The organism is Streptomyces griseoviridis (assembly GCF_005222485.1).
Taxonomy (GTDB): Bacteria; Actinomycetota; Actinomycetes; order Streptomycetales; family Streptomycetaceae; genus Streptomyces; species Streptomyces hintoniae.
On sequence record NZ_CP029078.1, the window covers coordinates 4,350,533 to 4,365,000 of the forward strand.

The 14,468-nt window shown below is 68.4% G+C and carries 11 protein-coding genes and 2 rRNA genes (1 of these 13 cut by a window edge); 7 read left to right on the top strand and 6 right to left on the bottom strand.

Annotated features, from left to right (window positions below; all coding sequences use genetic code 11):
- Window positions 1-8: 8 nt before the first annotated feature.
- The 3 genes from DDJ31_RS18475 to DDJ31_RS18485 form a co-directional block, all read right to left on the bottom strand.
- Window positions 9-1,016 carry a C40 family peptidase gene (locus tag DDJ31_RS18475; RefSeq protein ID WP_240678157.1) on the bottom strand — a complete coding sequence of 336 codons (1,008 nt, stop codon included), beginning with the start codon at window positions 1,014-1,016 and terminating at the stop codon, window positions 9-11.
- Window positions 1,017-1,141: 125 nt separating this feature from the next.
- The gene (locus DDJ31_RS18480) at window positions 1,142-1,909 is read right to left on the bottom strand and encodes a trypsin-like serine peptidase (protein WP_127179183.1); all 768 of its coding nucleotides are present in this window, start codon (window positions 1,907-1,909) and stop codon (window positions 1,142-1,144) included.
- Window positions 1,910-2,013: 104 nt separating this feature from the next.
- Entirely contained in the window at window positions 2,014-2,217 is a 204-nt protein-coding gene (locus DDJ31_RS18485; RefSeq protein ID WP_127179182.1) for a hypothetical protein, read from the bottom strand.
- Between the two features lie 295 nt (window positions 2,218-2,512).
- On the opposite strand from DDJ31_RS18485, the gene DDJ31_RS18490 reads away from it, so the two are divergent.
- The 7 genes from DDJ31_RS18490 to DDJ31_RS18520 all read left to right on the top strand — a co-directional run bounded on the left by DDJ31_RS18490 (window position 2,513) and on the right by DDJ31_RS18520 (window position 11,281).
- Window positions 2,513-3,841, top strand: coding sequence for a S53 family peptidase (locus tag DDJ31_RS18490; RefSeq protein ID WP_127179181.1), 1,329 nt, complete (start codon window positions 2,513-2,515; stop codon window positions 3,839-3,841).
- Between the two features lie 331 nt (window positions 3,842-4,172).
- Complete coding sequence (locus DDJ31_RS18495; RefSeq protein ID WP_093830416.1) at window positions 4,173-4,481, top strand: hypothetical protein; 309 nt, start codon at window positions 4,173-4,175, stop codon at window positions 4,479-4,481.
- 159 nt (window positions 4,482-4,640) lie between these two features.
- Window positions 4,641-5,456, top strand: a complete 816-nt coding sequence (locus DDJ31_RS18500; protein WP_127179180.1) for a hypothetical protein — start codon at window positions 4,641-4,643, stop codon at window positions 5,454-5,456.
- Window positions 5,446-6,768, top strand: coding sequence for a hypothetical protein (locus tag DDJ31_RS18505; RefSeq protein ID WP_127179179.1), 1,323 nt, complete (start codon window positions 5,446-5,448; stop codon window positions 6,766-6,768). Before DDJ31_RS18500 ends, DDJ31_RS18505 begins: the two co-directional genes overlap by 11 nt.
- Window positions 6,765-8,324 carry an SCO6880 family protein gene (locus tag DDJ31_RS18510; protein WP_127179178.1) on the top strand — a complete coding sequence of 520 codons (1,560 nt, stop codon included), beginning with the start codon at window positions 6,765-6,767 and terminating at the stop codon, window positions 8,322-8,324. The genes DDJ31_RS18505 and DDJ31_RS18510 overlap by 4 nt, the downstream gene beginning before the upstream one ends.
- A gap of 13 nt (window positions 8,325-8,337) precedes the next feature.
- Window positions 8,338-9,756, top strand: a complete 1,419-nt coding sequence (locus DDJ31_RS18515) for an ATP-binding protein (RefSeq protein ID WP_127179177.1) — start codon at window positions 8,338-8,340, stop codon at window positions 9,754-9,756.
- Window positions 9,757-9,772: 16 nt separating this feature from the next.
- The gene (locus DDJ31_RS18520; protein WP_127179176.1) at window positions 9,773-11,281 is read left to right on the top strand and encodes a type IV secretory system conjugative DNA transfer family protein; all 1,509 of its coding nucleotides are present in this window, start codon (window positions 9,773-9,775) and stop codon (window positions 11,279-11,281) included.
- 74 nt (window positions 11,282-11,355) lie between these two features.
- Here the strand turns inward: DDJ31_RS18520 and DDJ31_RS18525 are convergent, their stop codons facing one another.
- From DDJ31_RS18525 to DDJ31_RS18535, 3 genes are all read right to left on the bottom strand, one after another.
- A complete protein-coding gene (locus DDJ31_RS18525) occupies window positions 11,356-11,907 on the bottom strand; it encodes a GNAT family N-acetyltransferase (protein ID WP_127179175.1) in 552 nt (183 codons plus the stop codon).
- Between the two features lie 61 nt (window positions 11,908-11,968).
- Window positions 11,969-12,085: ribosomal RNA gene (gene rrf / locus DDJ31_RS18530) — 5S ribosomal RNA — on the bottom strand.
- Window positions 12,086-12,186: 101 nt separating this feature from the next.
- A 23S ribosomal RNA gene (locus tag DDJ31_RS18535) occupies window positions 12,187-14,468 on the bottom strand (it continues 839 nt past the right edge of the window).

Consider the following 14,468-nt stretch of genomic DNA (forward strand, 5'->3'; position numbering starts at 1 on the left):
CGCTCCGGTCACACCGTCGTCGGGAGCGCTTTCGCGCCATCTTCGGTCACGCGCGTGGCACCGAAGTAGTCCGGGGTGTCGATCGGGTCGAAGCGGATCACGGCGCCGGTCCGCGGCGCGTCGATCATGTAGCCGCCGCCGACGTAGATCCCGACATGCCGGATCGCCCGGGAGTCGCTCAGGTCGTCGGAGAAGAAGACCAGATCGCCGGGGAGCAGCTCCTCGCGCGCCGGGTGCGGGCCCGCGTTGTACTGGTCGTTGGCGACCCGGGGCAGCGTCACCCCGACGCTGTCGTACGCCGCCTGCGTCAGCCCCGAGCAGTCGAAACGCCCGCCCTGCGCGGAGGTGCCCGTACCGCCCCAGAGGTAGGGGGTGCCGAGCTTCTTCTGCGCGTAGTAGATCGCGGCGGCGGCCTGCTCGGACGGATCGACCCGGGAGACGGGAGCCGCGAAGCTCTCCTCGAGGGTGGTGATCGTCTTCACGTAGTTCCGGGTCTCCTGGTACGGCGGAACGCCCGCGTACTTGATGACCGCGTAGGCCCCCGCGTTGTAGGAGGCCAGCATGTTTTCGGTCAGATTCCCGGGAACGTCCTTCACGTACGAGGCCAGCTGGCAGTCGTAGGACGCGGCGGACGGGATCGCGTCGCCCGGGTCCCAGACGTCCTTGACGCCGTCGCCGTTGCCGTCGATGCCGTGGGTGGCCCAGGTGCCGGGGATGAACTGCGCTATCCCCTGGGCCGCGGCCGGGCTCTTGGCGTTCGGGTTGAAGCCGCTCTCCTGGTAGAGCTGGGCGGCGAGGAGGGCGGGGTTGATGGCGGGGCAGAGGTTGCCCCACTTCTGCACGATGTCCCGGTAGGCGGCCGGGACGGCGCCCTTGGCGAGCGACTTGCCCGCGCCGCCGGCTCCGCCGAGCAGATTGCCCGCGACCAGATAGACGCCGACGACGAGCAGCATCACGAAGGCGAGTCCGGTGCCGACCACAGCGGAAGCCACGATCCACGCCTTACGCACCGTCAACCGCCCCTCACCGACCGGGAGTCCGTCGCCCAGGTCAGTGTAGGGGCGGCCGCGGTGTTACGGGGTGATCGAACCGACAACAAATCAGCCGAAGAGAAATCAGCCGACCATCACATCGGGCGGGCTCACTGGTCGGTGGCCGCGCCCTCGTACAGTTCCTCGGCCTCGTCGCCGAGGACCACGCTGTAGGAGATGTCGGCCGTGGTGCCGCCCTGCTCGTGGCCGCCGAGGATGCCGACGACCGAGCCGTCCCCGTTGACCCAGGGGCTGCCGCTGGTGCCGCCGGTGAAGTCGGGGCAGGTGATGCGCTGTTGGGTGGAGCTGTGCGCGACCGGCTTGTTGGTGCAGCCGACCGGCACCTCACGGGAGTCCGGGTAGCCGGTGACCGTCACGGCGGTGGCGCCGGTCGTGGTGCCGGTGGCGAACCGGTTCCCGCCGACGAAGTCCTCGACGTTCCTGCCGTCCCGCTCGTCGAGGACGGCGAAGGCGACGTCGCTGTCCTCGCTCTGCCCCTTGGCCCACCCGGTGGGCAGGAACGTCCGGCGCACCGTCCACACCCCGTAGGGCGCCCGCCCGTCCCGGTACCCGGGCACGAACAGCGCGCCGCCCTCACCGGTGGCGTCGAGGCAGTGCGCGGCCGTGACGATCAGGTTGTGGTGGGCGCTGTGCACGACGGAGGCGGTGCAGAAGTGGCCCCCGGGCAGCGACTCCCGGCGCCCCGGCCCGAAGAGGGCGCCCACTCTCGCGCTCTGCGCGGTCACGGCGGCCACCGAGGTGACCCCGAGGGGCCCGAGACCGTCGTCGGCCGCCGCCAACGAGGACGACGTGAAGGCCGGCACCAGCAGCAGGACGGCGCCGTACACGAGCCGGGTGATGCGTGAGATGCGCTTCATCAGGCCCCACTCTGACCCAAGAAGGTGAGAAAACACCCCGGAGCGTTCTCACCGTAACGCGTCCCGCGGCTCCCCGCCTCCGGACGGCGGCGCCCTCCCGCCCTTCACTCCGTCGGCGCCGAGCGCCGCCGCCGCACGTCCCGCACGTCCCGCACGAGCGCGTACGAGACGGCGACGAGGATCAGGGCACCGGCCCCGATCCAGAGCCCCGACGCACCGGAGCGGTACGCGCGGACCGCTCCGGCCAGCAGCAGGAGCCCGGCGAGGACGCCGAGGGCCGAGATCAGGGCGCTGACGAGACGGGTCACGCACCCATCATCGACGACACCCGAACGCCCGTACAGGACACGTTCGTTGCAGCCGTCCGCGGCCGTCTTCCCATGCGCCGGCTGTGTGTTGGGTCAAGGGCCCGACGCGGTTCGGTAAGGACGCAGACCGGGTTCGGTAAGGCGGAAGTCAGAACTCCGCGACCCCCCTGTTGTCGCGCACCCGACAAGAGCATCGTCGGGGCGGGCCGCCGCCCGCCGCCGGGGACCCCGTACCGGCGGCCGCACCCGCACCGCCCCTGTTCCACCCCACCAAGGAACATCAGGAGGCTGCACGATGCGCACCAGTCCCCCCGACAGACCCTCCAGGCAGCACGGTTGGCGCCGCGCGGGCACCGCGATAGCCGCCACCGCCACCCTGCTCCTCGCCGGCCTCGGCACCGCCGTCCAGGCCGACGCCGCCCAGCCGGCCGCCACGGCCGCCACGGCCGCCCAGGCGAAGGCGACCTGGACCGCGACCCCCTGCGCCACCCCCGCGCACCCGGGCGAACTCGCCTGCGACTCCTACCGCGTCACCGGCGGCCTCACCGCCTTCCAGAAGCAGCAGGCGGCCCGCACCGGCATCACCCCCAAGGCCGCCGACGCCTCCACCCCCTCCGGCTACGGCCCCAGCAACCTCCAGTCGGCCTACGGCCTGACCTCGGCCGCCGCCGCCAACGGCGCCGGCGAGACCATCGCCATCGTCGACGCCTACGACGACCCCAAGGCCGAGGCGGACCTCGCCAGTTACCGCTCGTACTACGGCCTCACCGCCTGCACGACGGCCAACGGCTGCTTCAAGAAGGTCAGTCAGACCGGCTCGACGACCTCCCTGCCGACCGCCGACAGCGGCTGGGCCGAGGAGATCTCCCTCGACCTCGACATGGCCTCCGCGATCTGCCCGAAGTGCAACATCCTCCTGGTGGAGGCCACTTCGGCGACGATGGCCAACCTCGGCACCGCGGTGAACCGCGCCGTCACCCTCGGCGCCAAGTACGTCTCCAACAGCTACGGCGGCTCGGAGTCCTCCTCCGACACGTCGTACGACACCTCGTACTTCAACCACCCCGGCGTCGCCATCACCGTCTCCGCCGGCGACGAGGGCTACGGCGCCGAGTACCCGGCCGCCTCCCGCTACGTGACCAGCGTCGGCGGCACCGCCCTCGCCACCTCCTCCACCACCCGGGGCTGGACCGAGACCGTCTGGAAGACCAGCAGCACCGAGGCCACCGGCTCCGGCTGCTCCGCCTACGACACCAAGCCCACCTGGCAGACCGACACCGGCTGCGCCAAGCGCACCATCTCCGACGTGGCGGCGGTCGCCGACCCGGCCACCGGCGTCTCCGTCTACGACAGCTACGGCGTCACCGCGGGCTGGTACACCTTCGGCGGCACCAGCGCCTCGTCACCGATCATCGCGGGCGTCTACGCCCTCGCGGGCACCCCGTCGACCAGCTCCTACCCGGCGTCGTTCCCCTACGCCTCGGCCGGCACCTCGGCCCTGAACGACGTCACCAGCGGCAACAACGGCAGCTGCTCCTCGTCCTACCTCTGCACCGCCAAGTCGGGGTACGACGGCCCGACCGGCTGGGGCACCCCCGAGGGGGTCTCCGCCTTCACCGGCTGACCCTCCCTCACCGAACGGGCCGCGGCGACCGACCGCGGCCCGTTCGTCATGCCGGGATACTCTTGACCCGGCCCCCACCCGACCGACCGTCAGAAACGGTCCAGGTCATAGAAGGGGTCAACGACGGAACCGCACGTCAGGTTTCGCTCAGGCCTCATTGCCCGGCGTGACCTGCCGTGATACACAGAGTGACCGTACGAGTTATTTGTACGAAACCCGCCAAGCAATGACGCCAAGTCGACATACGACGGCGCCATTGTCAGCGAGAATGAGCCTGACCTCTGCACGACCGCAGGGGAAGCGGAACTACCCACCAGGGGCGGTGACTTACATGCTCTTTGCGGCCGACAAGGGAGACATCAACACCATCATCGGCGGGATCGCTCCGGACTGGGGCCCCTTCGGCACCTTGGGCACCGAGGCGAAGACGATGATCCAGGTCGTGATGGCGTTCGCGATCCTGATCTGCCTCGGCATCGCCGTCTGGGGCGCGGCCAAACAGCGCATCGGCGCCACCGCGCTGCGCGACACCTTCAGCGCGGAACAGGGCAAGGGCCTCATCATCGCGGGCCTCACCGGAGTCTTCATCATCGGCTCACTGGGAACGCTGTTCACCATCGTGTACGGCATGGCGGTCTGAGGCGCCGACCGGCGCCTCTCCTCCTCGTCCCTCCCCCTCCACCGGCTGAGGTTGCGTTTCCCTGATGTCGACTCACCACACCGCACCCGCGCGGACCCCGGCACGGCTACCGTCGTACTCCCACGTGTTCCCGCACGACGTCGAGGGGGCGTACGCGGCATGAGTCTCGGAGACGAACCCGGCTCCGGCGGATACGGCGGCACCGGCCAGACCAGAACCCGCCTGCCCGACGGCCCCACCGACCCCCGCCGCTCCGGCCGCACGTCCTCGCGCAGCCTGATCACGGTGGTCGGCGTGGTCGTCCTGCTGATCGCGGCCATCGCCTTCGCGAACCGCGGGGACGGCAAGTCCGCGGCCGGCACCGGAGCGGAGAACAAACCGAAGACGTCGACGACAGCGGCATCGGGCGACAACCCGGTCGAATCAACCTCGAACGGCATCCCCACGGGCTTCCCCCACACCCCGGAGGGGGCACAGAGCGCGGCGGCGAACTACGCGGTGGCGCTGGGCTCGGCGGACATGTTCAACAAGTCCAAGCGCGACTCCATCCTCCAGACCATCCTCGTCCCGTCCCGCGTCACGCAGTACGAGACGCAACTGGACCAGGCCTACACCGCGCAGTTCAACAAGAACGTCGGCCTGAACGACGACGGCTCGACCCCCACCGGCTACACCTTCGTGTCACGGACGAGCCCCATCGGCACCAAGGTCACCGCGTCCTCCACCGACAAGGCGACGGTCGAGGTGTGGTCCGGCGGCCTGCTCGGTCTCGCGGGCGAGAACTCCACCAACCCGGTCACCAACAGCTGGTTCACCATCACCATGCGGCTGGAGTGGACCGCCGACGACTGGAAGATCGAGCAGCACTCGCAGAAGGATGGCCCGGCGCCCGTCCCAGGCGACAACAAGGCCTCCAGCGCCGACGACATGGCCAAGGCCGTCGAGGAGTACGGAGGGTTCACCTATGCCCGCTAACCGGCGTGTGCTCAAGCTGACCGCCGTCGTCGCGACGGTGCAGGCCTCGACGATCGTCCTGGCCACCCGCGCCTTCGCCGCGCCTACGCCGACCCCCAGCGCCAGCAACGACCCGTGCGATCTGATCCACGGCCCCGCCAAGGACTACTGCGACCGAGGCGACGGCGCCAAAGGCGGCACCGGCGGGTCCGTCAACCCCCTCTCCTCCACCCTCGACCCCCTCACCTCCCTCGCCAAGGGCTGTGCCGACGCCGCCTCCTGGACGATCGGGAAGCTGAGCGACGCCGTCAAGGACACCGCCAACGTCGACTTCACGAACCCCAAGTTCCTCCAGCAGTACGCCGTCGTCTTCGCCGCGTCGACCATCCTCACCCTCCTGCTGTGGCTGCTCGCCGTGGCCAAGCGCGCCGTCCGCGGTGTGCCGCTCGGCACCGCCGTCTCGGAGGCGATCGGGTTCCTCTGGCTGACCGTGCTGGCGTCCGCCTTCACCCCCCTGATCCTCTACACCGTCGTCTCCGCGACCGACGGCGTCACGGACGTCCTCGCGAAGACGACCGGCGACCAGACCGACACCTTCTTCGGCACCTTCTCCGGCGCCCTCAGCAAGGGCACCGACATCGGCGGCGGCCCGATCATGCTGATCGTCGTCGCCCTGGTCAGCATCCTCGCCGCCGGCGTCCTCTGGCTCGAACTGGTCATCCGCGCCGCGCTCCTCTACGTCGGCGCCCTCCTCGGCACCGTCGTCTACGCGGGCCTGGTCGACAAGAACCTCTGGGGCCATGTCCGCCGCTGGGCCGGCGTGATGATCGCCGTCATCCTGGTGAAACCGGTCATCGTCATCGTCCTCGGCCTGGCGGGCGCCCTCTCCAGCGACAACGGCCCCGACTCCTTCTCGGCCGTCGTCTCCGGTCTCGCGATCATCCTGCTCGCCATCTTCGCCAGCGCGATGATCTACCGCTTCGTCCCGGGCTTCGGCGACGAGATCGCCAACTCCCGCAACAACCGCATCATGCAGGGCGCCGAAGGCAAGGCCGCCGCCGTCTTCAGCTCCCCCGCCACGATGGTCGCCCAGGGCATCAAGACCCACAGCACCCGCGCGAACGACGGCGGAGGCGGCGCGGGCCAGTCCTCCGGCGGCGCCCGCCCGGCCAACCAGGTCTCCGGCGGTGTCGCCGCCCACAGCACCCGCACCCCGGCCGGCGGCGGCTCGGTCCCCGCGCCCGCGCCCCGGTCCAGCACCGGAGTCAACACCCCGCACGCCGGCAACACCCGCAACAGCAGCTCCAACCGCACGGGAGGTGAAGGGCGTTGACGACCGAGTCCCACCTGTCCCATCCGGTCACGCCCCGCCGTACATATCTCATCGGCCGCGCCCGGCCGAACGCGATCGTCGGCCGCAACCGCGAGTCGGGCGAGATCGCGCTCATCATCGCGGGCGCGTTCTTCGGCATGATGTGCGGGCTCCTCGTCCCCGTCCTCTCCCTGCGCATCGTGCTGCTGATGGGCTTCCCGCTGATCGCGCTGGCCGCGGTCTACGTGCCGTACAAGCACCGCACGTTCTACAAGTGGTTCGAGATCAACCGCAGTTACAAGCGGACCCTGAAGCGCGGCACCCTCTACCGCAGCGGCGTCCAGGAGGCCGGCGTCCGCATCGACGGCCGCGAGGTCGAGATCGGCCCGCCGCCCGGCATCGGCCGCATCACCTGGCTCGCCGCCCCCTTCGGCCCCGACGAGATCGCCGTCCTCCTGCACGCGGACCGGCGCACCGTCACCGCCGCCATCGAGATCGAGGGCCCCGGCGTCGGACTGCGCGACTCCGAGGACCAGGAGGCCCTGGTCGACCGCTTCGGCACCCTGCTCAAGCACGTCGCCAACGGGGACGGCTTCGTCACCCGCATCCAGATGCTCGCCCGCACCCTCCCCGCCGACCCCGACGCGCACGCCAAGGACGTCGCCGTCCGCGGCGACGAACGCGCCCCCGGCTGGCTGACGCGCTCCTACGACCAGTTGCAGTCGATGGTGTCCACCAGCAGCGAGCAGCACCGCGCCTACCTCGTCGCCTGCATGCACTACACCCGCGAACTCGCCGCCGAGGCCCAGGCGATGGCCCGCGCCGCGCGACCGCAGGGCGGCCGCAAGGTGGACCGCGACGCCGGTCTCGCCGTCGTCATGGCCCGCGAGCTGACGGACATCTGCTCCCGCCTCCAGGAGGCGGACATCCGGGTCCGCCAGCCCCTCGGCCAGGGCCGGCTCGCGTCCCTGATCCACTCCATGTACGACCCCGACCACCCGATCGACCACCTCCAGGCGATGACCAAGCGCAACGCCTGGCCGGCCGAGCTGGACGCCATGGAGCCCACCTACCTCCAGGCGAAGACCCGCGAGTCCTCCACCCGCGCCCCCTGGTGCCACGCCACCGCGTGGGTGAAGGAGTGGCCGATGACCCCGGTCGGCGTGAACTTCCTCGCTCCGCTCCTCGTCCACACGCCCGACGTGATCCGCACGGTCGCCGTCACCATGGACCTCGAACCCACCGAGGTCGCCATCGAGCGGATGCTGACCGAGAAGACCAACGACGACGCCGACGCGAGCCGCGCCGCGAAGATGAACCGCACCGTGGACCCCCGCGACGTCGCCGCCCACTCCCGCCTCGACCAGCGCGGCGAGGACCTCGCCAGCGGCGCCGCCGGCGTCAACCTGGTCGGCTACATCACCGTCTCCTCCCGCTCCCCCGAGTCCCTGGCCCGCGACAAGCGGACCATCAGGGCCTCGGCCGGGAAGTCGTACCTGAAGCTGGAGTGGTGCGACCGCGAGCACCACCGCGCCTTCGTCAACACGCTCCCGTTCGCCACCGGAATCCGAAGGTAGGGCTGATGCGCTGATGCGGGACCCGCTGTCCGTCCTCACCGACGCCTTCACCGGCTTCCTCTTCGGGAAGGTGGAGACGACCCGGCTGCCGGTGCGCACCTCCACCGGCCAGGCCCAGGCGGTCTACCTCCCGACCGCCGCGCCCGGCCTCGGTGACTCCGGCGTGATCATCGGCCGTGAGGTCTACTCAGGCAAGGGCTACATCTACGACCCCTTCCAGCTCTACGGCCAGCAGTTGCCGGCCCCGCACTGGCTGGTCCTCGGCGAGTCGGGCAACGGCAAGTCGGCCCTGGAGAAGACATACGTCCTGCGCCAACTGCGCTTCCGCGACCGGCAGGTCGTCGTCCTGGACGCCCAGGGCGAGGACGGCGTCGGCGAGTGGAACCTCATCGCGGAGGAGCTGGGGATAACCCCCATCCGTCTCGACCCGGCGGCCGCCCTCGACATGGGCATCAGGCTCAATCCGCTGGACCCGGCGATCACCACCACCGGCCAGCTCGCGCTGCTGCGCACCATCATCGAGGTCGCCCTCGGCCACGGCCTCGACGAACGCTCCGGCTTCGCCCTGAAGGTCGCACACGCCTACGTCAACGAGACGATCGTGGACCGCCAGCCGGTCCTGACCGACATCGTCGAGCAACTCCGCCACCCCGAACCGGAGTCGGCGGAGGCGATGAACGTCGACCTCGACGACGTACGGGCCTGGGGCCTGGACGTGGCGCTGGTCCTCGACCGGCTCGTCGACGGCGACCTGCGCGGCATGTTCGACGGCCCCACCACGGTCGGCATCGACCTGGACGCCCCGCTGATCGTCTTCGACCTGTCCCACATCGACCGCAACTCCATCGCCATGCCCATCCTGATGGCGATCGTCGGCGTCTGGCTGGAACACACCTGGATCCGCCCCGACCGGAAGAAGCGCATCTTCCTGGTCGAGGAGGCCTGGCACATCATCAACAGCCCTTTCGTGGCCCAGCTGTTCCAGCGGCTCCTGAAGTTCGGCCGCCGCCTCGGCCTGTCCTTCGTGGCGGTCGTCCACCATCTCTCCGACGTCGTCGACGGAGCCGCCGCGAAGGAAGCGGCGGCGATCCTCAAGATGGCCTCGACGAGAACCATCTACGCCCAGAAGGCCGACGAGGCACGCGCCACCGGCCGGGTCATCGGGCTGCCCCGCTGGGCCGTGGAGATCATCCCCACCCTCACGCCGGGCATCGCCGTGTGGGACGTCAACGGCAACGTCCAGGTCGTCAAACACCTGATCACCGAGACGGAACGCCCGCTGGTCTTCACCGACCGCGCGATGACCGAGTCGTCCCTCGACCACCAGGCCGACGACGCGCTGCGCGCCGCGGAACTGGAGGCGGAGGAACGGGCCGCGGCCTTCGTCGAGCAGCACCTCGGCGACTACGACAGTTCGTCGACGGTGGCGTAACGGGAGGCGGACGGCCGTGACAAGACCGGACGAGCACCGCGGCGGGCCCACCGGCAGGGGAGGCGTCCCCGACGGACTCCTGCTCGGCATGCTCGCCTTCCTCCTCGGCGTGACCCTGCTGCTCTGGTCGGCGGCGGGCCTGTCCGCCCTGTTCGCCCACGGCGCCTGGCCGGACGGGGTGACCTTCACCCGGACCCCGCTGGCCATACGCCATCTCATCGGCCGCCCGCGTGACCTGCCCGGCGCCTGGCCCGGCACGTCCCCCGACGAGCTCTCCGGATACGGCCTGTTCTGGGGCCTGTTCATCGGCCAGCTGATGCTGCTGTTCGTGCTGACGGTGTTCACGATGAGCCGGATCGCCCACTGGAAGGCGGCCAGGGAGCGACGAAGGACCCCGGCAGCGCAGGAGGTCCCGGCCCCCCGCACGGAGCAGCCCACCCACCCGCTCCCGTCCCCCCAGAACCCACCCACCCAGCCCCTCCCGACACCGGTCCCGACGCCGGTCCCCACACCGGCGGCCCCGCTGCTGCCCGAGCCGCTCCCCGAATCCCTCCCCGAGCCGCTCGCGCCGCCGCTGCCGGGCGGGCCGATCGTCGGCGGCTGGGAGAAGATCGTGGTCGCGGACCGCGAGAGCCGCCTCACGACGGCCGCGCAGGCGGTCCGTGACGCGCCGGGGCCCGCCGTCGTCGTCACGTCGAACCCGGCGCTCTGGGCGGACACCAAGGACGCCCGCGCCAAGCTGGGCCCGGTCCACCTCTACGACCCGGTCCACCGCTGTGACACCCCGGCCCGCCTGCACTGGTCCCCCACGGCGGGCTGCGAGTCGAAGCAGACGGCACAGGAGCGCGCGGTCGCCCTGCTCGCCGCGGTCCGCCCGACCGCGAAGATCGACCAGGCGGTGGCGGACGTCGCGGAGACCCTCCTGCGCAGCTATGTGCACGCCGCCGCGATCGACGGCCGTACCGTGCGCCATGTCCACCGCTGGTCGCAGGGCACGCAGGTGCAGGACGCGGTCCGTGTCCTGCGCACCCACCCGAAGGCGGCCCCCGGCGCCGGCGGCGAACTCGAGGCCGCGCTCACCGCCCATCCGGAACGCCGTGACATGGCCCAGGAGTTGACGGGCCGCGCACTGGCAGCGCTGTTCACCGTCAACATCAGGGAGGCCTGCACCCCCCATCGAGCCGATGCCCTCGCGCTGGATTCCTTCGTCGACGAAGGGGGCACGCTCTATGTAGTGGGGGAGTCCATCGAGGACCCGAGGAGCGATCCAGGCGCGATGCCCCTCTTGACGGCCCTCGTCTCGAGCGTGGTCGAGCGCGGCCGGCACATGGCCGAACGGTCATCGGCCGGTCGGCTCGACCCACCACTGACGCTCGTCCTCGACGACGTCGCCGCGGTGGCCCCGCTCCCCCAACTCCCCGACCTGCTGGCCGCGGGCGCGGAGCGGGGCGTCCAGACGCTGGCCCTGCTCCGCTCCCGCGAACAGGCAAGGACCCGCTGGCCACACGCGGAACTCCCGGTCTGACGACCGGAACTGGACGACAGGGCCTCACAGCCCGACCGACGACGGACCTCTGACGGCCCGTACGACCGCTCGGGCTAGTCCCGGTGCACCGGCAGGACGAACTCCAGCTCGGACTCGTCGCCGCCCTTGCCCAGCGGCACGGTGAGCCCCGTGGGGACGAAGCCGATCTTCCGGTAGAGCGCCTGGGCCCGGAGGTTGTCCTCATGGACGATGAGCCGCACCCGCTCGACCCCGGCCTTCACGGCCCAGTCGACGCCGGCGTCGAACAGGGCTTCGCTGAGCCCTTTCCCGCGGTGCTCGGGCCGGACGTAGACGCCGACGACGTGCCCTTGCCGCAGCTCGATGGCGTGACCCGCCCAGTCCGTCGTCCCGGGCTCCTCGATCAGCACGGTGACGGTCCCGGCCCACTGTCCGTCGGGCGCCACCCCCACGATCTGCTGGGCGGCCTCGGCCCCCTCGCAGCCGCCTTCGGCCCGCTCCTGCCAGAAGGAGTCGGAGCGGACGACGGCTTCCTCGTAGGTGTCGAGGAAGGCGAGGTGGGCGACCGGGTCCTGGAGCGCCGCGAGCCGTAGGTCCTTCACGGCCGGCCACTCGTCGGCACGTATCGATCGGATGAGGTAATTCATAAACTCAACCCTAAACGCAGAAAGCCCCGCACCATACGGTGCGGGGCTCTCCCCAAAAATTGTTCGGCGGCGTCCTACTCTCCCACAGGGTCCCCCCTGCAGTACCATCGGCGCTGAAAGGCTTAGCTTCCGGGTTCGGAATGTAACCGGGCGTTTCCCTCACGCTATAACCACCGAAACACTATGAAACTATCCAGCCACACCACAACCAACCCAGCAAAGGGTTCAGGTGTGGGGCTGTTCGTGGTTTCAGAACCAACACAGTGGACGCGAGCAACTGAGGACAAGCCCTCGGCCTATTAGTACCGGTCACCTCCACACGTTACCGTGCTTCCAGATCCGGCCTATCAACCCAGTCGTCTACTGGGAGCCTTAACCCATCAAGTGGGTGGGAGTCCTCATCTCGAAGCAGGCTTCCCGCTTAGATGCTTTCAGCGGTTATCCCTCCCGAACGTAGCCAACCAGCCATGCCCTTGGCAGGACAACTGGCACACCAGAGGTTCGTCCGTCCCGGTCCTCTCGTACTAGGGACAGCCCTTCTCAAGACTCCTACGCGCACAGCGGATAGGGACCGAACTGTCTCACGACGTTCTAAACCCAGCTCGCGTACCGCTTTAATGGGCGAACAGCCCAACCCTTGGGACCGACTCCAGCCCCAGGATGCGACGAGCCGACATCGAGGTGCCAAACCATCCCGTCGATATGGACTCTTGGGGAAGATCAGCCTGTTATCCCCGGGGTACCTTTTATCCGTTGAGCGACGGCGCTTCCACAAGCCACCGCCGGATCACTAGTCCCGACTTTCGTCCCTGCTCGACCCGTCGGTCTCACAGTCAAGCTCCCTTGTGCACTTACACTCAACACCTGATTACCAACCAGGCTGAGGGAACCTTTGGGCGCCTCCGTTACTCTTTAGGAGGCAACCGCCCCAGTTAAACTACCCATCAGACACTGTCCCTGATCCGGATCACGGACCCAGGTTAGACATCCAGCACGACCAGACTGGTATTTCAACGACGACTCACACCGAACTGGCGTCCGATGATCAAAGTCTCCCAGCTATCCTACACAAGCCGAACCGAACACCAATATCAAACTGTAGTAAAGGTCCCGGGGTCTTTCCGTCCTGCTGCGCGAAACGAGCATCTTTACTCGTAGTGCAATTTCACCGGGCCTATGGTTGAGACAGTCGAGAAGTCGTTACGCCATTCGTGCAGGTCGGAACTTACCCGACAAGGAATTTCGCTACCTTAGGATGGTTATAGTTACCACCGCCGTTTACTGGCGCTTAAGTTCTCAGCTTCGCCGAGACGAATCTCGACTAACCGGTCCCCTTAACGTTCCAGCACCGGGCAGGCGTCAGTCCGTATACATCGCCTTACGGCTTCGCACGGACCTGTGTTTTTAGTAAACAGTCGCTTCTCGCTGGTCTCTGCGGCCACCCCCAGCTCACCGTGTAAAACGGATCACCAGACGTGGCCCCCCTTCTCCCGAAGTTACGGGGGCATTTTGCCGAGTTCCTTAACCATAGTTCACCCGAACGCCTCGGTATTCTCTACCTGACCACCTGAGTCGGTTTAGGGTACGGGCCGCCATGAAACTCGCTAGAGGCTTTTCTCGACAGCATAGGATCATCCACTTCACCACAATCGGCTCGGCATCAGGTCTCAGCCACATGTGCGACGGATTTACCTACCGCACGGCCTACACCCTTACCCCGGGACTACCATCGCCCGGGATGGACTACCTTCCTGCGTCACCCCATCACTCACCTACTAACCGCTTGGTCCGGCGGCTCCACCACTCCCCTCAACTCCGAAGAGATCAGGGCGGCTTCACGGCCTTAGCATCACGATGCTCGATGTTTGACGCTTCACAGCGGGTACCGGAATATCAACCGGTTATCCATCGACTACGCCTGTCGGCCTCGCCTTAGGTCCCGACTTACCCTGGGCAGATCAGCTTGACCCAGGAACCCTTAGTCAATCGGCGCACACGTTTCCCACGTGTGTATCGCTACTCATGCCTGCATTCTCACTCGTCAACCGTCCACAACTCGCTTCCGCGGCTGCTTCACCCGGCAGACGACGCTCCCCTACCCATCACAGCGGGCGTTGGCCCTCATGCTGCAATGACACGACTTCGGCGGTACGCTTGAGCCCCGCTACATTGTCGGCGCGGAATCACTAGACCAGTGAGCTATTACGCACTCTTTCAAGGGTGGCTGCTTCTAAGCCAACCTCCTGGTTGTCTGTGCGACTCCACATCCTTTCCCACTTAGCGTACGCTTAGGGGCCTTAGTCGATGCTCTGGGCTGTTTCCCTCTCGACCATGGAGCTTATCCCCCACAGTCTCACTGCCGCGCTCTCACTTACCGGCATTCGGAGTTTGGCTAAGGTCAGTAACCCGGTAGGGCCCATCGCCTATCCAGTGCTCTACCTCCGGCAAGAAACACACGACGCTGCACCTAAATGCATTTCGGGGAGAACCAGCTATCACGGAGTTTGATTGGCCTTTCACCCCTAACCACAGGTCATCCCCCAGGTTTTCAACCCTGGTGG

What these genes read in the sequence shown, in the direction of transcription:
- DDJ31_RS18480 (WP_127179183.1), bottom strand. Translation starts at nt 1,909, where the DNA reads ATGAAGCGCATCTCACGCATCACCCGGCTCGTGTACGGCGCCGTCCTG.
- DDJ31_RS18505 (WP_127179179.1), top strand. Translation starts at nt 5,446, where the DNA reads ATGCCCGCTAACCGGCGTGTGCTCAAGCTGACCGCCGTCGTCGCGACG.
- DDJ31_RS18490 (WP_127179181.1), top strand. Translation starts at nt 2,513, where the DNA reads ATGCGCACCAGTCCCCCCGACAGACCCTCCAGGCAGCACGGTTGGCGC.
- DDJ31_RS18495 (WP_093830416.1), top strand. Translation starts at nt 4,173, where the DNA reads ATGCTCTTTGCGGCCGACAAGGGAGACATCAACACCATCATCGGCGGG.
- DDJ31_RS18515 (WP_127179177.1), top strand. Translation starts at nt 8,338, where the DNA reads ATGCGGGACCCGCTGTCCGTCCTCACCGACGCCTTCACCGGCTTCCTC.
- DDJ31_RS18500 (WP_127179180.1), top strand. Translation starts at nt 4,641, where the DNA reads ATGAGTCTCGGAGACGAACCCGGCTCCGGCGGATACGGCGGCACCGGC.
- DDJ31_RS18525 (WP_127179175.1), bottom strand. Translation starts at nt 11,907, where the DNA reads ATGAATTACCTCATCCGATCGATACGTGCCGACGAGTGGCCGGCCGTG.